Raw genomic sequence first — 24,256 nt, 5'->3', positions numbered from 1 at the left:
TCCCGCTCAGGCGGACTTCTCGCGGCGCTCGCGCCGGCTGGGCTGGCGCGCCACGATCGTCGGGTTGACGTTCTCCTTGACCGTCTGCTCGGTGATGACGACCTTGGCGACGTCGGTGCGGCTGGGGATGTCGTACATCACCGGCAGCAGCACCTCCTCCATGATCGCCCGCAGGCCGCGCGCGCCGGTGCCGCGCAGGATGGCCTGGTCGGCGACGGCCTCCATGGCGGTCTTGGTGAACTCCAGTTCGACGCCGTCCATCTCGAACAGCTTCTGGTACTGCTTGACCAGGGCGTTGCGCGGTTCGGTGAGGATCTTGACCAGGGACGGCTTGTCCAGGTTGGTGACGCTGGCCACCATGGGCAGCCGGCCGATGAACTCGGGGATCAGCCCGAACTTGATCAGGTCCTCCGGCATGGCCTCGCTGAAGTAGTCCGCCGAGTCCAGTTCCGCCTTGGCCCTGATCTCCGCGCCGAAGCCGAGGCCCCGCTTGCCCACCCGGTCCTGGATGATCTTCTCCAGCCCGGCGAACGCGCCCGCCACGATGAACAGCACGTTCGTTGTGTCGATCTGGATGAACTCCTGGTGCGGGTGCTTGCGGCCGCCCTGCGGCGGCACGCTGGCGGTGGTGCCCTCCAGGATCTTCAGCAGGGCCTGCTGGACGCCCTCACCGGAGACGTCCCGGGTGATCGACGGGTTCTCGCTCTTGCGGGCGATCTTGTCGACCTCGTCGATGTAGATGATCCCGGTCTCGGCCCGTTTGACGTCGTAGTCGGCCGCCTGGATCAGCTTGAGCAGGATGTTCTCCACGTCCTCGCCCACGTAGCCGGCCTCGGTCAGCGCGGTGGCGTCGGCGATGGCGAACGGCACGTTGAGCAGCTTGGCCAGGGTCTGCGCCAGGTAGGTCTTGCCGCAGCCGGTGGGCCCGAGCATGAGGATGTTGGACTTGGCCAGCTCGACGCCGTCGTCCCGGCCCTCGCGGCTGCGGTCGCCGGCCTGGACCCGCTTGTAGTGGTTGTAGACGGCCACCGACAGGGTCCGCTTGGCCTCGGTCTGGCCGATCACGTACTGGTCGAGGAACTCGTGGATCTCGGCCGGCTTGGGCAGTTCGTCGAGCTTGACGTCGCCCGCCTCGGCGAGTTCCTCCTCGATGATCTCGTTGCAGAGGTCGATGCATTCATCGCAGATGTACACGCCGGGGCCGGCGATGAGCTTTTTCACCTGCTTCTGGCTCTTCCCGCAGAAAGAACACTTCAGCAGGTCTCCGCCGTCACCGATACGCGCCATGACCGCTGACCTCTGTCCCCTCCGGCACACCGGGTTGGTGTGCCTGGCTGTCCTGATAGCTCAACACCGCGGTGGTCCGGGTGTGGTGTTGTCCCGGCCGCACCCGCGAGTCTCGCGCGTTGCTCTCGACGGTACCCGCCCACCCCGGCTGGGCGGGAGGACCAGCCTGCCCCCGCCACGCCGAACCGCCCGGGAAGTGCGGCCCGCTCGGCGTGTCGGAGGACATCGATTCAGTCGCCCGGTGGAATGGGCCGCGCCCACCCCGCCGAGTCCCGCACGCGCTGTCCGTTGTGCTGTCTGTCGGCTTCCAGGAGAGCCGCTCCGGCGCGGGCTACCCCGGCTGTGGCGAGGTCACGGTCAGCGCCGACGCGAATCTCCCACCACCGACCTTAACGAACGCGGGCGGCGTCGACTGGCCGACACCGCCCGCGTTCGCTCAAGGCTTCACTGCTTGTCGGTCGACCCCTCGGCCGACTCCGCCGCGGTCTCGCCGGCCGCGGCCGGCGTGGCGTCGGTCGCCTCCGCGTCGGCCGTCTCGGCCTGCTCGGCCTTGGGCTCGCCGAACAGCTCGTCGAGGTCCACGGTGTTGCCCGAGGCGTCCGTCACAGTGGCCTGGCGCACCACCGAGGCCAGCGCCTTGCCCCGCCGGACATCGGCGAAGATGGCGCCGAGCTGGCCGGACTGCTGGGCCCGCTGGACGTACTCGTCCGGGCTGATGCCGAAGCGCTGCGCCTGGTAGATGATCCGCTCGGTCAGCTCGTTGTCGGAGACGCTGACCTGCTCGGCGTCGGCGATGGAGTCCAGCACCAGCTGGGTCTTCACGGCCTTCTCCGAGGACTCGCGGATCTCCTCCTCGAACTGCTCCTTGGTCTGGCCCTGCTGCTCCAGCCACTCGACGAAGCGGTCCTCGTCGTGGTCGAACGGGTGCACCGCGTCGTGGCGGCGCACGTCGATCTCGCCCTGCACCACGCCCTCGGGCAGCGGCACGTCCACGGTCTCCAGCAGCGCGTCCAGCACCTTGTCCCTGGCCTGCACGCCCTGCTGCATCTGCTTGACCCTGGCCAGCCGCTCGCGCAGGTCGGCGCGCAGCTCCTCCAGCGTGTCGAACTCGCTGGCCATCTGGGCGAACTCGTCGTCGGCCTCGGGCAGCTGGCGCTCCTTGACGCTGGTCAGCGTCACCTGGACCTCGGCCTCGCGGCCGGCGTGCTCGCCGGCGACCAGGGTGGTCGTGAAGGTCTTGGTCTCGCCGGCGGAGGTGCCGATGAGCGCGTCGTCGATGCCCTCGATGAGCTGGCCGGAGCCGATCTCGTAGGACAGCCCGGAGGTGCGGGCGTCCTCGACGTCCTCCCCGTCGACCGTGGCGGCCAGGTCGATCAGCACGAAGTCACCCTGCTGGGCGGGCCGGTCCACGCCGGTCAGCGTGCCGAAGCGGGCCCGCAGCTCGTCGAGCTGGGTGGCCACGTCCTCGTCGGTCACCTCGACGTCGTCCACGGTGACCGAGAGTTCGCCGAACGCCGGAACGGTGATCTCCGGGCGGACGTCGACCTCGGCGGTGAACTCCAGGGACTGCCCGTCCTCGATCTTGGTCACCTCGAAGTCGGGGCGCCCGAGGGTGCGGACCTCACCGCTGTTCACGGCCTCCAGGTACTTGGCGGGGATGGCTTCCTGAACCACCTCGTCGAGCACCACGCCGCGGCCGAGCCGGGTCTCCAGGACACGCGCGGGCGCCTTGCCCGGCCGGAACCCGGGGATGCGCACCTGCTTGGCGAGCTTCCGGTACGCCCGGTCGAAGCTCGGCCGGAGCTCGTCGAACGGCACCTCGACGTTGATCCGGACCCGCGTCGGGCTCAAGTGCTCGACGGTGCTCTTCAACGTGGTCTCCTCGTTTCGATTCTCGCCCGCCCTACACCACGTGCGGACGCCGCCCGAGTTTAGGCGAGTACATCCGGGTGAACGCCTGCGGCCTGCCGCGGGATACCCCCAGCGACAGGCCGCAGCCCCGCAAGTCGGGCTGACAGGATTTGAACCTGCGACCCTCCGCTCCCAAAGCGGATGCGCTACCAAGCTGCGCTACAGCCCGCCCCACCCGTGGGTGGTGTGACAAGAGCGTAGCGCGACACGCTAGGCTTGTTCGCGCACCCCGTCGATCGGGGTGCACGCGGGTGTAGCTCAATGGCAGAGCCCCAGCCTTCCAAGCTGGTCATGCGGGTTCGATTCCCGTCACCCGCTCAGCGTACGTCGCAGCACGCCAGCAGGGGTGTCTCTCACTCGTGGGAGGCGCCCCTCGTGCGTGTCGGGCCCGGTTCCCACCACCTCGTCGCCGGCCGGCCCGCCGGCCATCGCCCGGGTGGGGTGCCCCTGGCGCGCGGTGGCGGAGCAGCGGGCGGTGGCCGCGCCTAGCGTCGAGTCCAGGGGTTCGTGTGCCCCACAGGATCGGGATGCCCCGCAGGATCGGGGAGCACCAGAGGGTCGGGTGCCCCAGTGGGTCGGGTGCTGCGGGGTTCGTGCGCGGGGAGGGCCGCCGTGGCTGGTCTGGATCGCCGGAATTTCGACTCGCCCGAGGAGGTCTGTCCGTTCGAGGACGACAAGGGCCGCCTCGACCTGGTCCACACCGAGGCTGGCGTGGTGGGCCGGGGCACGTTCCAGCCGGGCTGGCAGTGGTCGAAGCACGTCAAGCCGATCGTCCGGACGGACAGCTGCACGGCCAGCCACGTCGGTTACGTGATCTCTGGCCGGCTGCGGGTCCGGATGGACGACGGCGCCGAGGAGGAGTTCGGGCCGGCCGACCTGATCACCGTCCCGCCCGGGCACGACGCCTGGGTCGTGGGCGACCAGCCGTGCGTGATCGTGGACTGGACCGGCTACGGCGGGTACGCGCGGCCGCGCTGACCCTCGGCGGCGCACCCGGGGGCGGGCCCGCCCCCGGCCCTACGATGGGCGGCCGTGACGGCCGACTGCCTGTTCTGTCGACTCGTGGCGGGGGAACTGCCCGCCAGGGTGGTCCACGAGACCGACAGCGTGCTGACCTTCCACGACATCGACCCGAAGGCGCCAACCCACCTGCTGGCCATTCCCAAGCGGCACTACCGCGACGTGGGCGCCATGGTCGAGGCCGACCCGGGCCTGGCCGGGGAGGTCCTGGCGGCGGCGCACACCGCGGCCACGCTCGCCGGCATCCACACCTCCGGGTACCGGCTGGTGTTCAACACCGGCGCCGACGCCAGTCAGACCGTGTTCCACGTCCACTGCCACGTCCTCGGCGGCCGGCGGATGACCTGGCCGCCGGGCTGACCGGCGGCTGACCTGCCCGTGCCCGGGTGGGCCCGCACGCGCGGTGTCCCCGGCGCGCCCAGCTCACCGGCTGGTGGTCGCCCCGCATCGGGAACCAGATCGGTAGCGTCACCGTTGTCCGATTTGACGGCGGCAGATTGGCCGCTGGACATCCTGGAGGAAACCGTGGTCACCGCTGTGGTGCTGATCGCGCTCATCGTCATCGTGGTCGGCGGCGGCCTGATGTACGCGAAGAACAAGGCCGCCGCCCGGCAGAAGGAGCTGGACGACGCCAAGGCGGACGCCCGCAGGTGGGTCGAGCGGCTGGGCGGGCAGGTGATGAACCTCACCGGCACCGACCCCGCGTCCAAGCAGGCGCTGGCGGACGCGTCGGAGCGGTACACCGCGGCCGGCTCGCAGATGGAACAGGCGACCACGCCCGCGCAGTGCAAGCTGGTCACCCAGACCGCCATGGAGGGCCTGTACTACGTGCGCGCCGCGCGCAAGGCCATGGGCCTCGACCCTGGCCCGGAGCTGCCGGACCTGACCGGTCAGGGCAGGGCTGGCCAGGTCAGCGAGCACCGCAAGGTCGAGGTGGAGGGCCACCAGTACGAGGCGTCCCCCGATCCGGGCGCGCGCACCCCGCACTACTACCCGGGTGGCATGGTCGCCGGGCGGCCGGTGCCGCAGGGCTGGTACAGCGAGCCGTGGTGGAAGCCCGCGCTGGTCGCCGGCGCCTGGGGGGTTGGCTCGTTCCTGCTGTTCGACGCGATGTTCTCGGGCATGTCCGGGGTGCCGGCCGACGCGCTCAACGCCGCCTACGCCGAGGGCTACCAGGACGGCGCCGAGGCTGACGGCGGCGACGCCGGGGACGCGGGTGGCGACGCCGGTGGGGATGTCGGTGGCGACGCGGGCGGCGGCGACTGGAGCTTCGCCGACGGTGGCGGCGGCGACTGGGACTTCGGCGGCGGCGACTTCGGTGGTGGCGATTTCGGCGGCGGCGACTGGTAGGACCAGCGGGAGTTCTCCTCGGCTGGCCGGGACGCGTTCCCGGCCAGCCGCTGTGTTTTCCGGGTGTCCTGTCCAGTCGACGTCACTGGGCCGCGCGCCGGCTGGTGCGCGTGCTGTCCGGTCTGGCTCAGCCCCGGTGCGCCGGCTGGCAGGTGGGGCACCAGTAGAGGTTGCGTGCGGCCAGCTCGCGGGTGGCCACCGGGGTGCCGCACACCAGGCACGGCTGCCCGGTGCGGCGGTAGACGTAGACCTCGCCGCCGTGCCGGTCCTGGCGTGGGGGCCGGCCGGTGGCCTCCGGGGTGTGCTCGGGGCGCACGGTGTCGATCCGGCCGACCCGCACCCCCTCCCGCATGAGCAGCACCAGGTCGGCCCACAGCCGCTGCCACAGCTCGGCGCTCACCTGCCGACCGGGCAGCAGCGGGTCCACGCCGTGCCGGAACAGCACCTCGGCCCGGTAGACGTTGCCCACGCCGGCCAGCACCGACTGGTCGAGCAGCAGCACGGCCACGGGCTGGCGGGAGCGGGAGAGCCTGGCGAACGCCCGGTCCGGTTCGGCGTCCGCCCGCAGTGGGTCCGGCCCCAGCCGGTTGCGCAGCGCCTCCACCTCGGCGTCGGTGAGCAGTTCGCAGGTGTTGGGGCCGCGCAGGTCCGTCCAGTGCGTCTGCCCGGCCATGCGCATCCGCACCTGGCCGACCGGTTCGGTCACCGGCCGAGGCGCCTCGGTGAACGTCCCGTACAGCCCGAGGTGCACGTGCACCACCGCGTCCGGGCCGTAGACGTGGAACAGGTGTTTGCCGTGTGCCTCGGCCCGGGCCAGCACCCGCCCGTCGATCTGCGCGGCGGCGCGCGCGAACCGGCCCTGGGGGCTGGTCACCTCGACCGCGGCACCCGCGTAGCGGTGCTGGTGCAGTTGGGCGAGCCGGTGCAGGGTGTGTCCTTCTGGCATGCGGTGTTCTTCTACCGTCGCTTTCGTCGGGGAGGTCTTCGAGGTCTTCCGCCGGGCGCGGGGCGGCCGGGTGGCGGCTGCCCGGGGTGGGCGGGGCCGGGCGTCAGCCGGACAGCCAGGCGACCGCGGACAGCACCACGTAGAGCACCAGGCAGCCGGCGGCCACGAGCAGGCCCCGGCGCAGCACCGCGCCGCGCGGATCGGTTCTGTGGCGCAGCGCGACCACGACCCCGGCGATCATGGCGACGCACGTCACACCAAAGCCGTAGCCGATGAGCTGGACACCGATGCCCAGCCCGCAGGCCGGGCGGGCGTTCTCGTCGCAGCCGCCGCCCAGTGCGGGCACCAGGGCCGCCTGGGCATAGTACAGGGCGATGACGCCGGCAACGGTGGTCAACACCGCCACCAGCGGGGTCAGTGGCCAGAAGGTCGACTGTTGTTGGTCCTGCTCACGCACGTCACCCAGCCCCCTCAGGTTGGCTCAGGACGGTGGTAGTGCGGGTGGGGTCCCGGTCCGCTCGTAGTCGGCCAGCATCTGGATGCGCCGGACGTGCCGGGGATCCTCGGAGAACGGGGTCCGCAGGAACGCGTCCACGATGCGCAGGGCCTCCTCGGTGGTGTGCATGCGCGCACCGACCGCGATCACCTGCGCGTTGTTGTGCTCCCTGGCCAGGGTGGCGGTCTGCTCGTTCCAGCCGAGGGCGGCCCGGCAGCCGGGCACCTTGTTCGCGGCGATCTGCTCGCCGTTTCCGGAACCACCGATCACCACGCCCAGGCTGCCCTCGTCGGCCACCACCCGCAGCGCGGTCTGCACACAGTACGGCGGGTAGTCGTCCTGGGCGTCGTACGCCGCGGGGCCGACGTCGACCACCTCGTGGCCGAGTTCGGTCAGGTGCGTGACGAGGTGAGCCTTGAGGTCGAAGCCGGCATGGTCGGACCCGAGATACACGCGCACGTTCACTGAGTCTGCCATCAGTTCCGGGGCAGCGTCGCGTTGGGCGAGGCCAGCGGTGCCCGGGGATCGAGGTCGCCACCGACCGGGTGACGCGTCCGGGATAACCGGTCGACAGCGCGTGTTCGATCCGCTGGGATGCGTCACCCGGTTCGACGCACTGGGCAGGGACGAGCAGAACGGGGTGGAACGTGGTCGGGAGCGTGTTCCAGCAGCGGGGCCACCGGGTCCGGATGGAGTGGGGCGGCGAGGGGGTGACCGCGTTGGCCGGGCGGTGCGCGGTGCTGGTCGTGGTGGACGTGCTGTCCTTCGCCACCTCGGTGGACCTGGCTCTCGGCCGGGGCGGGCGGGTGCTGCCACTGCCCTGGCGGGACGAGCGGGCGGCTGAGGCGGCGCGGGCGGCCGGCGCGGTGCTGGCCGGCGAGCAGCGGTGGACCCTCCGGCCGTCGTCGCTGGTTGATCTGCCCAGGGGCACGCTGCTGGCGCTGCCCTCGCCCAACGGCGCGACGCTGTGCGCGCGGGCCGCCGGCGGCGGCTGCCGGGTGCTGGTCGGGTGTCTGCGCAACGCCCGCGCGGTGGCCGCGGCGGCGGTGCGGCTGGCTGGGGGCGGCCCGATCGGGGTGATCGCGGCCGGGGAGCGGTGGGGTGTGGTCGCCGGGCCGCTGCGCCCCGGCATCGAGGACCTGCTGGGGGCCGGCGCGGTGATCAGCGCGCTGGTGGAGTTCGGCCACGCCGGGCTGTCCCCGGAGGCCGAGGTGGCGGCGATCGCCTACCGGGGTGTGGCCGACGGCGACCTGGTCGCGGTGCTGGCGGGCTGCTGCTCCGGTCGGGAACTGATCGCACAGGGCGACGGTGACGATGTCGTGCTCGCCGCCGAGCACGGGGTGAGCGCGGTGGCTCCGGTGCTGGTCGACGGCGTGCTCGAACCGGCGTGACCGCTGGGCTAGCCTCGCCGCGTGGACGCGAGCGCGGCGCCGGAAACCGGGTGGTGGGTCGAGGTCGGCGACGGGGTGCTGGTCCGCAGGCACCGGGAACTGGACCTGTCCCTGGGGCTGGTCCTCGGCCAGGACCGCTGCCTGGTCGTGGACACCGGCGGCGACCAGGGCCAGGGCGCCGAGTGGGTGGCGGCGATCCGCGCGGTCACCACGCTGCCGTGGACGGTCGTGTTCACCCACGCGCACTTCGACCACTGTTTTGGAGCTGCCGAATTCTGGAGTGGAGCCTCCGAGTTCCGTTGTGGAAGTAGCGAGCACCATTCGGGTCGACCCGACCGCTCGATACAGGAGTTCCGATCCGGGGCTCACGAGTCCCACTTCCGAACTCAGGAGACCCGTTTCCGAACTCAGGAGGCCCACTTTCGAACTCACGAGTCCCGTTTCGGGACGGCGGACGCCCGTTCTGGAACAGACGGCGACCATCTCGGAGCGGAAGAAGGCCGGTGCGGGCGCGGAGAAAACCATCCTGGGGTGAGGCGGATCCACAGCGAGACGGATCAGTCCGCGCGCGGGCCGAAAGAAGGCCGCTCCCGGGCGGAGGCGCTCGGTTCCGGGGCGAAGGAGCCCGATTTCAGGACGGAAGAGTCCAGTGCCGGAGCGGAAAAGCCCGCTTTCGGGACGGAAGAGTCTTGTTTCGGGACGGAAGTGTCCAGTTCCGGGACGAATGGGCCCTGTTCCGGGGCGGAAGAGTTCGATTCCGGAGCTGCGGAGTTCCGGTCCGCGCCGATCTGGGCGCATCGGGGTTGTCGGTCGGAGTTGGTGGCCACCGGCGCGGCCCAGCGCGAGACCTGGGCGCGGCACTACGCCGAGGTGGGCCGGCCCGAGGTGGCTGCCCGGATCGCAGCGAGCGAACTGGTGCTGCCCGAGCGACTGGTGGACCGGCGCGCCGAACTGGATCTGGGCGGTCGACGGGTGGTGCTGGCGCACTTCGGTGCGGCGCACACCGATCACGACCTGGTGGTGCACCTGCCGGACGATGGCATCACCTTTGCCGGTGACCTGGTGGAGCAGGGGGCGCCGCCGGCGTTCGAGGACGCTCACCCACTGGACTGGCCGGGCGTGCTGGACGCGGTCCTGGCTCTCGGGGCGGACGTGATCGTGCCTGGTCACGGCGAACCGGTGGACCGGGGTTTTGTCCAGCGGCAGCGCGACGAACTGGCCGAACTGGCCGAACTGTGCCGCGCGGTGCGGGCCGGGGAACTCACTGCCGAGCAGGCCGTAGCCCGTTCGCCCTACCCGGCCGAGCCCACGCGCACCGCGCTGGCGCGAGTGGTCACTGGCTGACCGGCCCCACCGAACGCGGCCCAGGCAGGCGTCGACCACCCAACCGGCCACCAGCCCAGCGCCCACCAACCCAGCGCGCACCAGCCCAGCGCCCACCAGCCCAGCGGCCACCGTCCAGGGGCCACCAGGCGCGGCCCGATCAGGTCCGGCCAGATCCGGCCAGAGCCGGCCAGCGGTTCCCTTGAACGAGGCACGCGGGACAGGCCGGATCAGCTCGGGGGCGTGCGCCGGAACAGGCCGCCCGCACGCGGTTCAGACCGACCGGGCCGGGCTGGCTGTGGCCGAACCCCGAACTGGTCGGGCGAGCGGACCCGCCCGACCGGTCCCGGTCTGATCTGGTGTGCCGGCCGCGCCCGGGTCAGGTCTGGATGGACTTGATCTCGGAGAACTCGTCCAGGCCGTAGCGACCGAACTCGCGGCCGTTGCCGGACTGCTTGTAGCCGCCGAAGGGTGCGCTGGTGTTGAACGCCGCGCCGTTGATGTCCACCTGGCCGGTGCGCAGTTGCCGCGCCACGGCCATGGCCCGATCGGTGTCGGCGGAGAAGACCCCGCCGGCCAGGCCGTAGATGGTGGCGTTGGCGATCCGCACGGCGTCGTCCTCGTCGGTGTACGGCAGCACGGACAGGACCGGCCCGAAGATCTCCTCCCTGGCGATGGTCATCTCCGGGCGAACCCCGCCGAACACCGTGGGCCGCACGTAGAAGCCCCGGTCGAGCCCGTCGGGCGTGTCCGGGCCGCCGTGGGCCAGCACCGCGCCCTCGGCCACGCCGGTGCGGATGTAGTCGCGCACCCGCTCCCGCTGGGTGGCGGACACGGCCGGTCCGATCCGGGTGGTCGGTTCGGTGGGGTCGGCGGGCTGGTACTTGGCGGCGGTGGCGGCGGCCAGTTCGACGGCCTCGTCGTGCCGGTCGGCCGGCACCAGCAGCCTGGTCCAGGCGCTGCACGCCTGGCCGTTGTTCATGTAGCAGTTGGCGACCCCAATCTTGACCGCCTTGGCCAGGTCGGCGTCGTCGAGCACCACGTTGGCGGACTTGCCGCCCAGTTCGAGGGCGACGCGCTTGACGGTGTCGGCGGCCAGTGCCGCGACCCGGCGGCCCGCCCTGGTCGACCCGGTGAAGGACACCATGGCCACGTCCGGGTGGGCGGCCAGCGCCTCACCCACGACCGGCCCCACCCCGTGCACCAGGTTGAGCACCCCGGCTGGCACGCCGGCCTCAGCCACGACCTCGGCGAGCAGGCCGGCGGTGAGCGGGGCCAGCTCGCTGGGCTTGAGCACCACGGTGTTGCCCGCGGCGATGGCCGGCACGATCTTGGCGACCATCTGCTGCAGCGGGAAGTTCCACGGCGTGATCGCGCCGACCACGCCCACGGGTTCGCGCAGCACCAGCGAGTTGCCGATGCGTTCCGGCTCGAAGTAGCCGGCCTCGACCACCTCGGCGATCCCGGTGGCGATGGCCACCGGGTTGGGCACCTGCACCTTGCTGGCGAAGGTGATGGGGGTGCCCATCTCCGCGGTCATGGTGGCCGCCAGTTCCTCGGCGCGGGCGGTCAGGCCGTCGGCGATGCGCCGCACCGCCTTGGCGCGCTCGTCCACCGGCGTCCGCGACCAGCCGGGGAACGCCTGGTGCGCGGCGGCCACGGCGGCGTCCACATCGGCGGGCGTGCCCGACGGCACCTGGGCGATCACCTCTTCGGTGGCCGGGTTGACCACGTCGATCTGCTCGGCCGAGCCGTGCCGGCGTTCGCCGCCGATCAGGTGGCCTGTGTGCGTGGTGACCGGAGCCGCCATGGATCCATCCCTCCCGAGACCGTGTGACACCCGAGTGCACTGCGGGTCAAGGGTGTCACGCGGAATCGGCGGGAGCCAGTGGCCGACCACCCGCTGACGGGGGTGTTTCGATCAGGAGAAGTCCAGCTCTCCGGTGCGGGTGCGCTTGAGTTCGAAGAAGTACGGGTAGTCGGCGAGCAGGCGGGCGCCGTCGAAGATGCGGCCGGCCTCCTCGCCCCGAGGGATCCGGGTCAGCACCGGCCCGAAGAACGCGGTGCCGTCCACGTGGATGGTGGGGGTGCCGACGTCCATGCCGACCGGGTCCATGCCGGCGTGGTGGCTGGCGCGCAGCTCCTCGTCGTACTCGGTGCTGGTGGCGGCCTCGGACAGCTCGACGGGCAGGCCCACGTCCTGCAGTGCCTGCTTGGTGACCTCGACGAAGTCCCGGTTGCCCTGGTTGTGGATGCGCGTGCCCATGGCGGTGTACAGCGGGGCGAGCACCTGCTGGCCGTGGTGCTTCGCGGCGGCGATGGCCACCCGCACCGGACCCCAGGCCCGGTCCAGCAGCGCCCGGTAGTCCTCGGGCAGGTCGCGACCCTCGTTGAGCACGGCCAGGCTCATCACGTGGAAGTCGAGGTCGATGTCGCGGACCTTCTCCACTTCCAGGATCCACCGGGAGGTGATCCACGCGAACGGGCAGACCGGGTCGAACCAGAGGTCCACCTTGGCCCTGGTGCCGGTCTGCTGCTGCGCTTCAGTCATCTGCTTCTCCCCATTGGTTCCCCGCCGGGTGCGGTCCCGGCTGGGCCACTCGTGCGAGTGCTGTCGACTACCCACAACCGTGTGGGTGTTCCTCTTCATTCCCCTCGGCGGCGTCGTTCCCCCGGGGGAGGACCGGCCAGCTCGGGTACCCGCCGCGGTGTGGGGTGGGGCGACTCGGTGGGCGGCCACGCGGGCGGCTACCGGACGGGATGGCCGAACACGTGATTGGATGCGACTGTCGTGTTCATCCGAACCGTCTTCCGCTCTGCTCACGCCGCTTCGCGGCGCTGACGAACACATTCCGATAGACGAGGTGACCAGTGGCCGCACCCAACCTCACGCGCGACCAGGCCCAGCAGCGTGCGCACCTGCTGGAGGTGGGGTCCTACCAGATCGAGCTGGATCTCACCGACGGTCACGGAAAGCCCGGGACGGCCACCTTCCGCTCGACAACCACGGTGCGCTTCCGCAGCCGTGAGGTGGGTGCGTCGACCTGGATCGACATCGTGGCCGAGTCGGTGGAGCGAGCCGTGCTCAACGGTGTTGAGCTGGACGTCTCCGCCTACCGGGAGGACGACGGCATCGCCCTGCCGGACCTGGCCGAGAACAACGAGCTGACCGTGTGGGCGAACTGCCGGTACATGAACACCGGCGAGGGCCTGCACCGGTTCGTGGACCCGGTGGACAACGGGGTGTACCTGTACTCCCAGTTCGAGACCGCCGACGCCAAGCGCATGTTCACCTGCTTCGACCAGCCCGACCTGAAGTCCACCTACCAGCTCACCGTGGTCGCGCCCAACGACTGGAAGGTGATCTCCAACGCCCCGGCCGAGCGGGTCGAGACCCAGACCGGGCCGGACGCGGCCGCCGCGCCGGTCAGGCACGTGTTCGAGACGACCAAGCCGATGTCGACCTACCTGGTCGCGCTGGTCGCCGGCCCGTACGCCGAGTGGCGTGACGAGTACCGCGACGAGCAGGGCAGCATCCCGCTGGGCATCTACTGCCGGGCGTCGCTGGCCGAGTTCATGGACGCGGACCGGCTGTTCACCGAGACCAAGCAGGGTTTCGGCTTCTACCACCGGGCCTTTGGCGTGCGCTACCCGTTCGGCAAGTACGACCAGTGCTTCGTGCCGGAGTTCAACGCGGGCGCCATGGAGAACGCGGGCTGCGTGACCTTCCTGGAGGACTACGTCTTCCGCAGCCGGGTCACCGGCTACATGTACGAGCGGCGTGCCGAGACCGTGCTGCACGAGATGGCGCACATGTGGTTCGGCGACCTGGTGACCATGCGCTGGTGGGACGACCTGTGGTTGAACGAGTCGTTCGCCACGTTCGCCAGTGTGCTGGCGCAGGCCGAGGCCACCGAGTACAAGCACGCCTGGACCACGTTCGCCGCGATCGAGAAGTCCTGGGCCTACCGGCAGGACCAGCTGCCGTCGACGCACCCGGTGGCCGCGGACATCCCGGACCTGCAGGCCGTCGAGGTCAACTTCGACGGCATCACCTACGCCAAGGGCGCCAGCGTGCTCAAGCAGCTGGTCGCCTACGTGGGCCTGGACAACTTCCTGTCCGGCCTGCGGGTGTACTTCGACAAGCACGCCTGGGGCAACGCCACCCTGGCCGACCTGCTGGCCGCGCTGGAGGAGGCCTCCGGCCGGGACCTGTCCTGGTGGAGCGCGGAGTGGCTGGAGACCACCGGCCTGAACCTGCTGCGGCCGAAGTTCTCCGTGGACGACAACGGCAGGTTCACCGAGTTCGCCATTCTGCAGGGGCCGGCGCGGCCGGGTGGGGGCGAGCTGCGCACGCACCGGCTGGCCGTGGGTGTCTACGACGAGGACGACAACGGCAAGCTGGTGCGGGTGAACCGGGTGGAGCTGGACGTGTCCGGTGAGCGCACCGAGGTGCCGCAGCTGGTCGGTGCCGCCCGGGGCAAGCTCGTGCTGGTCAACGACGACGACCTGACCTACTGCACGATGCGGCTGGACAACGACTCGCTGGCCACGCTGATCGACCGGATCTCCGACATCACCGAGCCGCTGCCGCGCACCCTGTGTTGGTCGGCGGCGTGGGAGATGACCCGTGAGGCCGAGTTGAAGGCCCGCGACTTCGTCAACCTGGTGCTCGGCGGGGTGGGCGCGGAGACCGAGGTCGGGGTGGTGCAGCGGCTGCTGCTGCAGGCCCAGACCGCGTTGTCCTCCTACGCGGACGCGTCCTGGTGGGACACCGGCTGGCAGCGGTTCGTGTCCACCGTGCTCGACCTGGCCCGTTCGGCCGAGCCGGGCTCGGACCACCAGTTGGCCTACGTCAACTCGTTGACCAACTCGGTGCTGGACGCGGACACGCTGGCCGTGCTGCGGGGCTGGCTGGACGGTTCGGACGTGTTGCCCGGCCTGGTCGTGGACACCGACCTGCGCTGGCGGCTGCTGCAGGCGTTGACCGCGCACGGCGTGGCCACCGAGGCGGACATCACCGCCGAGGCGGAGCGCGACGCGACCGCGACCGGACAGCGCCGGGCCGAGCGGGCCAGGGCGCTGCGGCCCACGCCGGAGGCCAAGGAGGAGGCGTGGCAGCGGGCGGTGTTCGACGACGACATGCCCAACGCGGTGAACGAGGCGATCATCTCCGGCTTCCCCCACCCGGGGCAGAAGGCGCTGCTCGCCCCGTACGTGCGGCGCTACTTCCAGGACGTGGCCGGGGTGTGGCAGCGCCGGTCCAGTGAGCGGGCCCAGCCCGTGGTGATCGGCCTGTTCCCGGCGTGGGCGGTGGAGCAGGCCACGGTGGACGCGGCCGACGAGTGGCTGGCCGGTGACCACCCGCCCGCGCTGCGCCGCCTGGTGTCCGAGGGCCGCGCCGGCATCGTCCGGGCGCTGGCGGCGCAGGAGTTCGACCGCGCCTGACCCCGCGAGAACAGCGAGAACAGCGAGAACAACACGAGCAGGGCGCCGCACCGGATCTGGTGCGGCGCCCTGCTCGTTGTTCTGGTCCTGCTAGCTCCGGGGTGCGGGGCCGGCCTGGTCGGCGAGCATGCGCAGGCCGCTCACCAGGCCCCCGATCAGGTCACCCTCCCGGAAGGAGGCGACCATGCTCATCACGGCCAGCTTGCAGCCCCGGTCGGACAGCCGCCGGTGGGACTCCTCGCCGGTGACGACCTCCACCGCGCGCTGCCCTGGCGAGACCGCGACCAGCACGGCGTTGCTGGCCGCCTGTCCCATGGCGGCGTGCAGCTGTTCGGCCCGCTGCCGGGTGTCCTCGCCGAGTTCACCCAGGTAGACGCTGAAGTCCAGGCCGGTCTCCCGGGAGCCCAGGGTCAGCGCCTCGTCCAGGCTGGCCAGCTGGCCCGCGCTGAACGGCAGCTTGGGGCGGGACACGACGTGGGTCCTGGCGACCGAGATCCGGCCGCTGATCGTCACCGCCTCGCCGACGCCCAGCTCTCGGCCGGCGTCTGGCTGCGCGCCCTGACGTTGCACCACATCACCAGCTACCACGGGCACCTCCCCGCGCGGTCGCCGGCCGCGAGCCGGCCGCGCCCTCCTGGCCTGCGTCATTCAGCGTGGCGTCGGCGGCGGCCAGGGCAACGTTCTGCAGCGGCTCCAGGCCGCCCGGGTTGGCCGACCACCACACGGGCTCAAAGGTCCACTCCTGGCCAGCGCGGTACCTGGGCTTGCGAGCGGCCCTTGGCGCCAGTGTCATCAGCGCGATCACGCCGTAAATGGCCAGCGGGATCAGCGCGAAGACAAGAACGGTCTCCACGACGGTCACGACCGGTACGTTAACCGATCCTGGCGCAGCTCACCGACTCAGGTGTGTCCTCGACCGGCCGGCGTACCCGCGTCCCAGGATCCGGTCACCCCTGGTTGACGCTGGGTAGTGTCACTCCCCCGATCAGGGCGAATCAGCGGGGGCCGCCAGTTGCCACGGGATGGCCGCGCATCTGGCCGCGTCCATCCGGCCGCAGACCGGACGGCGGCAAATGGCGGACGTTTTGGTGGCTTGTCCAGCGCAGCGAACCCTCCTAGCTTTTTCACCTGTACGGACCTTGCGGATCAGTTTTTCAGCCTATTTTGGGCTGCCCAGCCGGTGGAGGGACACAGCATGCACACCGCAACTGCACCCGTTCAGACCAGGATTTCCACCCGTTCGAGCCAGAATTGGTCACACACTCGTTACGGAGTGAATTCATTGCGGGCTGTTGAGGCGACTGACTCGGTTCGTATCACCGCCATGGATGACTCCGTCCGCATTACCGCCACGCACGGTTTCATCCCGTTCGTCCCCGGCACAGCCACCGCCGCCGGTTCCGTCCGGATCACCGGGATCGCCGACGCGGCCCGGATCACCGCGGTCGACGGCTCGGTCCGGATCACCGCATTGGATGATTCCGTCCGCATCACCGGACTGGCCGGCTCGGTGCGCAGCACCGCGCACCGCGGTTCCGTTCGGATCACCGCGGCGGACTCGGTGCGCATCACCGGTTCGGTGCGCATCACCGGTTCGGGCGACCCCGTGGGCGGGAAAGCCGTCATGGACGGTTCCGTGCGCATCACCGCACTGGCCGATTCCGTCCGCATCACCGGCCACCACAACTCGGTGCGCATCACCAGCCGCGCCGACTCCGTGCGGATCACCTCGGCCGCCGATTCGGTGCGGATCACCGGCCACGACCGCTCGGTCCGCATCACCAACCGCGCCGACTCCGTGCGCATCACCAGCTCCGTCCGGATCACCGCACGTGACGGTTCGGTGCGGATCACCGCGCTGGCCGGTTCGGTCCGCATCACCGGGCGCGCCGGTTCGGTGCGGATCACCTCGGCCGCCGACGGCTCGGTCCGCATCACCGGGCGCCAGGACTCCGTGCGGATCACCGGGCACCTGGACTCGGTGCGGATCACCTCGGTGGCCCCCGGCTCGGTGCGCGGCACCACGCGCCAGCGGTTCGCCCGGCCCGGGGGCAGGAGCGAGTACGCGCTGGCGGCGTGATGCGCCCGCACAGGTCAGGCGGCTTCTCCCAGGTAGGGCAGCCACAGCGGGTCCGTGTCGGTGACCCCGGCCAGCAGCCGCCAGTGCGGGCCCCGGGGCGCGACCGGCACCACCCGCAGCCGCCACCCCAGCTCCGAGAGCAGCTTGTCCGCCTTGCGGTGGTTGCACTTGGCGCAGCAGGCCACGCAGTTCTGCCAGGTGTGCTGGCCACCCCGGCTGCGCGGCACCACGTGGTCGATGGTCTCGGCCCGGCCACCGCAGTAGGCGCAGCGGTAGCGGTCCCGCAGCATCAGACCGGCCCTGGTCATCGGCACCCGGCCGCGGTAGGGCACGCGGACGTAGCTGCTCAGCCGGATGACCGAGGGCACGACCACCGTCGACGACGACGAGTGCAGCACCAGGCCGGCGGGATCGCCGTGCACCACCTCGGCCTTGCCACGCACGACGAGCACCACCGCCCGGCGCAGTGGCAGCGCGGTCAGGGGTTCGAAGGTGGCGTTGAGCAGCAGGACCCGCCGCCGGCTCCAGCCGGGCGAGCGCGGCGACCCGGCGCGGTCCGATCCGTCCCGGATCGCGTCGATCGCGGAATTGGCCACCTCGCGCACCACCAGGCTGGCCACCGCGGTGGGCTGGGGCGGCCCCTGTCCACCGCTGGGCCGACTGGCCAGTGCTGTGTCCGAGCCCATTGGGCAAGCCGAGGCTCTCGGCACCACCCCAGCAGGGGAGCCGATCGGAGTCGGTTGTCGGTCGGGCACGCGACCACCTCCACCGGTTCGGCCACTAGTCGACCACAAAACCAGCCCCGAACGCACGTGTGATACGTGACGTGTCATTGAGCCGTGGCCGATCACCCGCCGCATCCCCCGGACGCGTCAGGGCTATTGGTGATGGTTTTCACACGGCTCGTTAGGGTCGTGCCCGTGACTGAACCCGTGTCCGGGGCGCTTCCCGCCACGATGATCTATCCCCCTGCCCAGCGCTTGGACCTGGTCGAAGACCTGCACGGCCACCAGGTGCCCGACCCCTACCGCTGGCTGGAGGACCCCGACGACCCCCGCACAGCCGAGTGGTCGCAGGCGCAGGACCTGCTGGCCCGGTCCTGGTTGGACGCCCTGCCCGGCCGTGCGGAACTGGCCGAGCGGCTGCGCGGACTGCTGCACACCGGCGCCATCACCCCGCCCACCTGGCGCGCCGGACGCGCGTTCTTCACCCGGCGCGGCCCGGGCCAGGACCACCCCGTGCTGGTGCTGCGGGAGCGGGACGGCGCCGAGCGGGTGCTGCTCGACGTGAGCGAACTCGACCCGACCGGCCGCACCACCCTGGACACCTGGTCGCCGAGCCCGGACGGCCGCCGGCTGGCCTACCAGCTCTCGGTGGGTGGCAACGAGCAGTCGCTGCTGCACGTGGTGGACGTGGACTCGGGTGCGTTGCTGGAGGGGCCGATCGACCGGTGCCGGTACTCGCCGGTGGGCTGGCTGCCCGGCGGCGAGGAGTACTTCTACGTCCGCCAGCTCGATCCGGCGACCCTGCCCGAGGACGAGCGGCTGTTCCACCGCCGGGTGTGGCGGCACCGGGTGGGCGCCGACCCGGACACCGACCTGGTGGTGCTCGGCGAGGACCTCGACCACACCTACTACTACGGGCTGTCCGTGTCGCCCAGTGGGCGGTGGCTGCTGGTCAACGGGGTGCCCGGAACGGTGCGACGGAACTCGGTGTGGATCGCCGAACTCACCGACGACACGCGTGAGCCGGTGTTCACCGAGGTGCTGGCGGCCGAGGCCGGGGCCCGCTGCGTCGCCTGGGTGGATGTCGACGACCGGCTGTACCTGCTGACCACCCTGGACGCGCCGCGGTTCCGGCTGTGCGTGGCCGACCCCCGGCGGCCCCAGCCCGAGCACTGGACCGAGTTGATCGCCGAACAGCCCGACTCGGTGCTGGAGTCCGTGGAGCTGGTGCGCGCGCCCGAACCCACCCTGGTGGTGGCCAGGACCAGGCACGCCGTGTCCGAACTGCACCTGCACGACGCCGCCACCGGCGCGCACCAGGCCCGGGTCGCCCTGCCGGGCACGGGCACGGTGCACCGGATGACGACGGTGGACCCGGCGACCGCCGAGGGCGCGGACACCGTGTGGTTCGGCTGGTCGGACTTTGTCAGCCCGCTGTCGGTGCGGCGGTTGTCGCTGCGCACCGGGCGGGTGGAGCTGGCCGCGGCGGCGCCGGGGGTGGACGCGGCCGACGTGCCGGCCGACGTGCACACCCAGCAGGTGGAGTACACCTCGCTGGACGGCACCACGGTGCGGATGTTCGTGGTCGCCCCGGTGGCGCGGCCGGACCGGCCCAGGCCGACGCTGCTCACCGGTTACGGCGGCTTCGGCGTCGGCCGCGGCCCCGGCTACAGCGCGTCCACCCTGGCCTGGGTGCAGGCCGGGGGCGTGTGGGTGCACGCGTCCCTGCGCGGCGGCGACGAGGAGGGCGAGCAGTGGCACCACGCCGGCATGCGGGAGCGCAAGCAGAACGTGTTCGACGACTTCCACGCGGCGGCTGAGCGGCTGGTCCGGGACGGCTGGACGATTCCGCAGCAGCTGGCCATCATGGGCGGCTCCAACGGTGGCCTGCTGGTGGGCGCGGCCCTGACCCAGCGTCCCGAGCTGTACGCGGCCGTGGTGTGCTCGGCGCCGCTGCTGGACATGGTGCGCTACGAGCGCTTCCTGCTCGGCCGGCTGTGGGCCGAGGAGTACGGCAGCGCCAGCGTGCCCGAGGAACTGGCGTGGCTGCTGGCGTACTCGCCCTACCACCAGGTCCGGCCGGACGTGGCCTACCCGGCGGTGCTGTTCACGGTGTTCGAGTCGGACAGCCGGGTCGACCCCAACCACGCGCGCAAGATGTGCGCGGCACTGCAGCACGCCACCACCAGTGACTCGACCAAGCACCCGGTGCTGATCCGGCGGGAGACCGAGGTCGGCCACTCGGCCCGGTCGGTGGCCCGCACCGTCGACCTGCTCGTGGACGAACTGAGCTTCCTGGCCGGGGCCACCGGGCTTGACCTGACCGGCCTGGGCCGGACACTGGGCTCACCACGCTCCGGCGTGCCGGCCTGATCGTGGTCGTGGCTGTTCGTGATCACCGCCTGATCGTGATCAGGGCAGCCGACCGGACAGCGCCGGCAGGGCGGTGGGCAGTGGTTGGCGGGACAGCGGACAACGTGATCGTGGAGGAAGTGGCCCGGTGGGCGAGACAGTCGACGAGTTAAGCCAGAGATCGACGGAAGCCGCGAACTGGTTTTCCCAGAACTGGCCGACGATCGTCGCCAAAGCTGGTCAGATCGTGCTCATCCTGCTGATCGCGTTCGCCGCGCGGCTGTTACTGCGGCGCCTGATCGACGGGCTCACCAAGGGCAGCAGCAGCGGGAACGTGCCGGTGCTGCTGCGGCCGCTGCGGGAACGCGCCCCGCAGGCGCTCGGCCAGCTGCTGTCGGAGCGGCGCGAGCAGCGCGCCAGGACGATCGGCTCGGTGCTGAAGTCGATCACCACGTTCCTGGTGTACGGGACCGCGGCCATGATGGTGCTCGCCCAGTTGGGCATCCAGCTGGCCCCGGTGCTGGCCTCGGCCGGGATCGCCGGGGTCGCGCTGGGTTTCGGCGCGCAGAACCTGGTGCGCGACTTCCTGTCCGGGATCTTCATGATGCTGGAGGACCAGTACGGCGTCGGTGACGTGGTGGACGTGGGTCCGGCGACCGGCACGGTGGAGGCGGTTGGCCTGCGGGTGACCACGTTGCGCGATGTCAACGGCACGGTGTGGTACGTCCGCAACGGGGAGATCCTGCGGGTGGGCAACTCCAGCCAGGGCTATGCCGTGGCCGTGGTCGACCTGCCGCTGGGTTACGGCGCGAACGTGGACCGGGCCACGAAGCTGGTGGACATGGTCGCCAGCGAGGCGGTCGAGCAGGAGCCGCTGGCCGCGGACGTGCTGGAGCCGCCGGAGGTGCTCGGCATCGAGAAGGTCACCGCGGAGAGCATCACGCTGCGGCTGACCGTGAAGGTGCGGCCGGGCCGGCAGTGGGGGGTGCAGCGGGCGTTGCGCGCCAAGATCATGGCCGCGTTCGAGGCCGCCGGCATCGAACCGCCGCTGGGCCGCTGGCTGAACAGCCCGACCGGATCGATCGGTTCGGCCGGTTCGGCCAGTTCGGTGAGCCCGGTCGGTTCGGCCGGTTCGGTGAGCCCGGGTGATCCGGTGAACAGCAACTGACCAGCCGGGCGCGGGCCCGGGGCGGGGCCGGTGGCCGAGGAGTCGGGAAGCAATCCGCCGCCCCGTAACGTTGTGTCAACGAGGCGGTCGGGCCAGGTCGGTACCTGACCCGGCCGCCTCGCAGTGCGTTCGTCAGAGCCGGGATGGGGAGCTGTGGGCAATCCGGAATCGTTTTACCAGGCTGTGGGTGGGGAGCAGACGTTCCGGGGGATCGTTTCCCGCTTCTACGCCGAGGTGGCCAAGGACGAGGTGCTGCGGCCGCTCTACCCGGAGCAGGACCTCGGCCCGGCCGAGGAGCGGCTGCTGCTGTTCCTGATGCAGTACTGGGGCGGCCCGCACACCTATTCGGAGCGGCGCGGTCACCCGAGGCTGCGGATGCGCCACGCCCCGTTCCAGATCGGCCCGATCGAGCGGGACGCGTGGCTGCGGTGCATGCGGGTGGCGGTGGACGAGGCCCCGCTCACCGAGGAGCAGCGCCAGCAGCTGTGGCAGTACCTGGAGATGGCCGCGCACAGTCTGATGAACTCCTGGGGCTGACCCCCGCCTGGTTGGAGCTGTCCCGGTTGGAGCTGTCCTGGTTGGGTGCTCCCCCGGCGGGCACCGCGCCGGTTCGGTGGTGGTGATCGTCACCACATGAATCGATGATGGACAGGGATTTCACGCTCAGCGATTTTTTGCCTCCCCCGGAAGGGCAGACCAGGGCACTGGTCGGATGGCAGGATTACTCTTCGTGCGACGCTCCGCCGACCTTGAAGAGATCGCCGACGAGTCGAGCTGGTGGCGCGACGCCGTCTTTTACCAGGTCTACGTCCGATCGTTCGCCGATTCCAACGGCGACGGCGTCGGCGACCTGGACGGCGTCCGCAGCCGGCTTGGCTACCTGGAGTTACTGGGGGTGGACGCCCTCTGGCTGACGCCGTTCTACCGCTCCCCCATGGCCGACCACGGCTACGACGTGGCCGATCCCCGGGATGTCGACCCGCTGTTCGGTGACCTGGACGGTTTCGACCGGCTGGTGGCCGAGGCACACGAGCGCGACATCCGGGTGACCGTCGACCTGGTGCCCAACCACACCAGCGACCAGCACGAGTGGTTCCAGGCGGCACTGCGCGCCGGCCCGGGCAGCCCGGAGCGGGAGCGGTACCTGTTCCGCGACGGCGGGGGCGAGCGGGGTGAGCTGCCACCCAACAACTGGACCAGTGTGTTCGGCGGCCCGGCCTGGACCAGGGTCGCCGACGGCCAGTGGTACCTGCACCTGTTCGCCCGGGAGCAGCCCGACCTGAACTGGGCGCATCCCGACGTGCGCGACGACCTGGCCCGCACCCTGCGGTTCTGGCTGGACCGGGGCGTGGACGGGTTCCGCATCGACGTGGCGCACGGCATGGCCAAGCCCAGCCACCTGCCCGACATGCCGACGCCGGCGAGCGGCCCGGAGCTGGTGCTGCGGGACGAGGCCGCTGATCCCCGGTTCGACGACGACGGGGTGCACGACATCCACCGGATGATCCGCGCGGTGATCGACGAGTACCCGGACCGGATGGCGGTCGGGGAGATCTGGGTCACCGACGACGAGCGGTTCTCCCGCTACCTGCGGTCTGACGAACTGCACCTGGGTTTCAACTTCCGGCTGGTCAGCGCCGAGTTCGAGGCGGACGCGATCCGGTCGGCCATCGAGCACTCGCTGGGCACGGTCGCGTCGGTGAACGCGCCGGCCACCTGGACGCTGTCCAACCACGACGTGGTCCGGCACGTCACCCGCTACGGCGGCGGCCGGCGCGGGGTGGCGCGGGCGCGGGCCATGGCCCTGGTCGAGCTGGCCCTGCCCGGCGTGGTGTACCTGTACAACGGCGAGGAGTTGGGGCTGCCCAACGTGGACCTGCCGAGCTGGGCGTTGCAGGACCCGGTGTGGGAGCGCTCCGGCCACACCGAACGCGGCCGGGACGGCTGCCGGGTGCCCATTCCGTGGGAAGGCGGGGAGCCGCCGTTCGGTTTCGTGGCCGACGGACACCGCGACGGCGCGTCGGGTCTGGCGTCGAACGCGTGGCTGCCCATGCCGGCGGAGTGGGCCGCGCTGACCGTGGAAGCCCAGATCGAGGACCCGAACTCGATGCTGTCCCTGTACCGGCAGGCCCTGGAGATCCGCAAGTCCAGTCCGGGCTTCACCGGTACCGAACTGGAGTGGTACGGCGCGCCGCCCGGGTGCTTCGCGTTCCGCCGCAAGGGCGGTGGCCTGATCTGCGCGTTGAACACGTCGGCCGTGTCGGTGCCGCTGCCCGCCGGTGCGGTCGTGCTGTCCAGCGGCCCGATGGACGGCGACCTGCTTCCGCCGGACACGGCCGTGTGGCTGCTGTGACCGCCGGATAGCGCTACCGCTACCTGAGGACACTGTTTCCGGGAGGGATTGTTTCTGCCGGCCGCGGTAGCCGGTGAACGCAGTGTCCGTCGCAGACGGTTTCCGGTGGACACTGTTTCCGTCGGCCACTGTTTCTGCTGGATGCTGTTTCCGTCAGCTGCGAGATGGCCACCCGGCCCTGTGGGTAACGGTGGTGGCCACTCCGGCCCTGGCTGAGCCGGTGGTGGCCACTCCGCTGGACACCGCTGTGCTCGACGCCGCTGTGCTCGGCACTGGCTCGACACCACCGTGCTCGACACCGCTGGCTCGACACCGCCGCGTTCGCTGAGCCGGGCGCCGCGGGTGGGCCAGCTGGCCCGCTGTTGGTGGGCGGCCGAGCCAGCCTGTCGAGGCGCCGGTCGTGGTC

Annotated in this window: 21 protein-coding genes, 2 tRNA genes and 1 pseudogene; 13 read left to right on the top strand and 11 right to left on the bottom strand. The window is 71.2% G+C overall.

What is annotated here, in order from left to right:
- Positions 1-6: 6 nt before the first annotated feature.
- The 3 genes from clpX to LX83_RS09770 form a co-directional block, all read right to left on the bottom strand.
- A complete protein-coding gene (gene clpX / locus LX83_RS09780; RefSeq protein ID WP_253769574.1) occupies positions 7-1,287 on the bottom strand; it encodes an ATP-dependent Clp protease ATP-binding subunit ClpX in 1,281 nt (426 codons plus the stop codon).
- 444 nt (positions 1,288-1,731) lie between these two features.
- Positions 1,732-3,159, bottom strand: a complete 1,428-nt coding sequence (gene tig / locus LX83_RS09775; protein WP_253769572.1) for a trigger factor — start codon at positions 3,157-3,159, stop codon at positions 1,732-1,734.
- Positions 3,160-3,293: 134 nt separating this feature from the next.
- A tRNA-Pro gene (locus LX83_RS09770) sits at positions 3,294-3,367 on the bottom strand.
- Between the two features lie 78 nt (positions 3,368-3,445).
- On the opposite strand from LX83_RS09770, the gene LX83_RS09765 reads away from it, so the two are divergent.
- From LX83_RS09765 to LX83_RS09750, 4 genes are all read left to right on the top strand, one after another.
- Positions 3,446-3,516, top strand: a tRNA-Gly gene (locus LX83_RS09765).
- A 294-nt stretch (positions 3,517-3,810) separates the two neighbouring features.
- Complete coding sequence (locus LX83_RS09760) at positions 3,811-4,176, top strand: cupin domain-containing protein (RefSeq protein ID WP_253769570.1); 366 nt, start codon at positions 3,811-3,813, stop codon at positions 4,174-4,176.
- A 54-nt stretch (positions 4,177-4,230) separates the two neighbouring features.
- Positions 4,231-4,578, top strand: a complete 348-nt coding sequence (locus LX83_RS09755; protein WP_253769567.1) for a histidine triad nucleotide-binding protein — start codon at positions 4,231-4,233, stop codon at positions 4,576-4,578.
- Between the two features lie 165 nt (positions 4,579-4,743).
- A complete protein-coding gene (locus LX83_RS09750) occupies positions 4,744-5,568 on the top strand; it encodes a hypothetical protein (RefSeq protein ID WP_253770148.1) in 825 nt (274 codons plus the stop codon).
- A gap of 127 nt (positions 5,569-5,695) precedes the next feature.
- Here the strand turns inward: LX83_RS09750 and LX83_RS09745 are convergent, their stop codons facing one another.
- The 3 genes from LX83_RS09745 to LX83_RS09735 all read right to left on the bottom strand — a co-directional run bounded on the left by LX83_RS09745 (position 5,696) and on the right by LX83_RS09735 (position 7,469).
- Positions 5,696-6,514 carry an Fpg/Nei family DNA glycosylase gene (locus LX83_RS09745; RefSeq protein WP_253769565.1) on the bottom strand — a complete coding sequence of 273 codons (819 nt, stop codon included), beginning with the start codon at positions 6,512-6,514 and terminating at the stop codon, positions 5,696-5,698.
- A gap of 103 nt (positions 6,515-6,617) precedes the next feature.
- The gene (locus LX83_RS09740) at positions 6,618-6,971 is read right to left on the bottom strand and encodes a hypothetical protein (protein ID WP_253769563.1); all 354 of its coding nucleotides are present in this window, start codon (positions 6,969-6,971) and stop codon (positions 6,618-6,620) included.
- Positions 6,972-6,995: 24 nt separating this feature from the next.
- Positions 6,996-7,469: a ribose-5-phosphate isomerase gene (locus LX83_RS09735; RefSeq protein WP_253769561.1), complete on the bottom strand. Its 474-nt coding sequence runs from the start codon at positions 7,467-7,469 to the stop codon at positions 6,996-6,998.
- Positions 7,470-7,699: 230 nt separating this feature from the next.
- On the opposite strand from LX83_RS09735, the gene LX83_RS09730 reads away from it, so the two are divergent.
- The 3 genes and pseudogenes from LX83_RS09730 to LX83_RS09720 all read left to right on the top strand — a co-directional run bounded on the left by LX83_RS09730 (position 7,700) and on the right by LX83_RS09720 (position 9,745).
- The gene (locus LX83_RS09730) at positions 7,700-8,401 is read left to right on the top strand and encodes a 2-phosphosulfolactate phosphatase (protein ID WP_253770146.1); all 702 of its coding nucleotides are present in this window, start codon (positions 7,700-7,702) and stop codon (positions 8,399-8,401) included.
- Between the two features lie 21 nt (positions 8,402-8,422).
- Positions 8,423-8,677: pseudogene (locus LX83_RS09725) on the top strand (MBL fold metallo-hydrolase); the annotation flags it as partial.
- A 255-nt stretch (positions 8,678-8,932) separates the two neighbouring features.
- Positions 8,933-9,745 carry an MBL fold metallo-hydrolase gene (locus LX83_RS09720; RefSeq protein ID WP_308203954.1) on the top strand — a complete coding sequence of 271 codons (813 nt, stop codon included), beginning with the start codon at positions 8,933-8,935 and terminating at the stop codon, positions 9,743-9,745.
- A 358-nt stretch (positions 9,746-10,103) separates the two neighbouring features.
- Here the strand turns inward: LX83_RS09720 and LX83_RS09715 are convergent, their stop codons facing one another.
- A complete protein-coding gene (locus tag LX83_RS09715; protein ID WP_253769559.1) occupies positions 10,104-11,534 on the bottom strand; it encodes an aldehyde dehydrogenase family protein in 1,431 nt (476 codons plus the stop codon).
- Positions 11,535-11,645: 111 nt separating this feature from the next.
- Complete coding sequence (locus LX83_RS09710) at positions 11,646-12,275, bottom strand: mycothiol-dependent nitroreductase Rv2466c family protein (RefSeq protein WP_253769557.1); 630 nt, start codon at positions 12,273-12,275, stop codon at positions 11,646-11,648.
- Positions 12,276-12,595: 320 nt separating this feature from the next.
- Between LX83_RS09710 and pepN the strand changes: the two genes are divergently transcribed.
- Complete coding sequence (pepN, locus tag LX83_RS09705; RefSeq protein ID WP_253769555.1) at positions 12,596-15,172, top strand: aminopeptidase N; 2,577 nt, start codon at positions 12,596-12,598, stop codon at positions 15,170-15,172.
- A gap of 90 nt (positions 15,173-15,262) precedes the next feature.
- On the opposite strand, the gene LX83_RS09700 is transcribed toward pepN, so the two are convergent.
- Both LX83_RS09700 and ctaJ read right to left on the bottom strand, forming a co-directional pair.
- Entirely contained in the window at positions 15,263-15,760 is a 498-nt protein-coding gene (locus LX83_RS09700; protein WP_253769553.1) for a DUF5130 family protein, read from the bottom strand.
- Complete coding sequence (gene ctaJ, locus LX83_RS09695; protein WP_253769551.1) at positions 15,747-16,034, bottom strand: aa3-type cytochrome oxidase subunit CtaJ; 288 nt, start codon at positions 16,032-16,034, stop codon at positions 15,747-15,749. The genes LX83_RS09700 and ctaJ overlap by 14 nt, the downstream gene beginning before the upstream one ends.
- Before the next feature lie 333 nt (positions 16,035-16,367).
- Here ctaJ and LX83_RS09690 point away from each other — a divergent pair, with 333 nt between their 5' ends.
- Positions 16,368-17,252, top strand: a complete 885-nt coding sequence (locus LX83_RS09690) for a hypothetical protein (RefSeq protein ID WP_253769549.1) — start codon at positions 16,368-16,370, stop codon at positions 17,250-17,252.
- Positions 17,253-17,266: 14 nt separating this feature from the next.
- Here the strand turns inward: LX83_RS09690 and LX83_RS09685 are convergent, their stop codons facing one another.
- Positions 17,267-18,007: an HNH endonuclease gene (locus LX83_RS09685; protein ID WP_253769547.1), complete on the bottom strand. Its 741-nt coding sequence runs from the start codon at positions 18,005-18,007 to the stop codon at positions 17,267-17,269.
- 165 nt (positions 18,008-18,172) lie between these two features.
- Between LX83_RS09685 and LX83_RS09680 the strand changes: the two genes are divergently transcribed.
- The 4 genes from LX83_RS09680 to LX83_RS09665 all read left to right on the top strand — a co-directional run bounded on the left by LX83_RS09680 (position 18,173) and on the right by LX83_RS09665 (position 23,850).
- Complete coding sequence (locus tag LX83_RS09680; RefSeq protein ID WP_308203942.1) at positions 18,173-20,350, top strand: prolyl oligopeptidase family serine peptidase; 2,178 nt, start codon at positions 18,173-18,175, stop codon at positions 20,348-20,350.
- Positions 20,351-20,477: 127 nt separating this feature from the next.
- Complete coding sequence (locus tag LX83_RS09675; protein ID WP_253769545.1) at positions 20,478-21,497, top strand: mechanosensitive ion channel family protein; 1,020 nt, start codon at positions 20,478-20,480, stop codon at positions 21,495-21,497.
- Between the two features lie 153 nt (positions 21,498-21,650).
- Positions 21,651-22,034, top strand: coding sequence for a globin (locus LX83_RS09670; RefSeq protein ID WP_253769543.1), 384 nt, complete (start codon positions 21,651-21,653; stop codon positions 22,032-22,034).
- 193 nt (positions 22,035-22,227) lie between these two features.
- The gene (locus LX83_RS09665) at positions 22,228-23,850 is read left to right on the top strand and encodes a glycoside hydrolase family 13 protein (protein WP_253769541.1); all 1,623 of its coding nucleotides are present in this window, start codon (positions 22,228-22,230) and stop codon (positions 23,848-23,850) included.
- Positions 23,851-24,256 lie beyond the last annotated feature (406 nt).

It is taken from the genome of Goodfellowiella coeruleoviolacea, assembly GCF_024171785.1.
GTDB lineage: Bacteria > Actinomycetota > Actinomycetes > Mycobacteriales > Pseudonocardiaceae > Goodfellowiella > Goodfellowiella coeruleoviolacea.
This window is presented reverse-complemented; position numbering and strand designations above follow the sequence as displayed.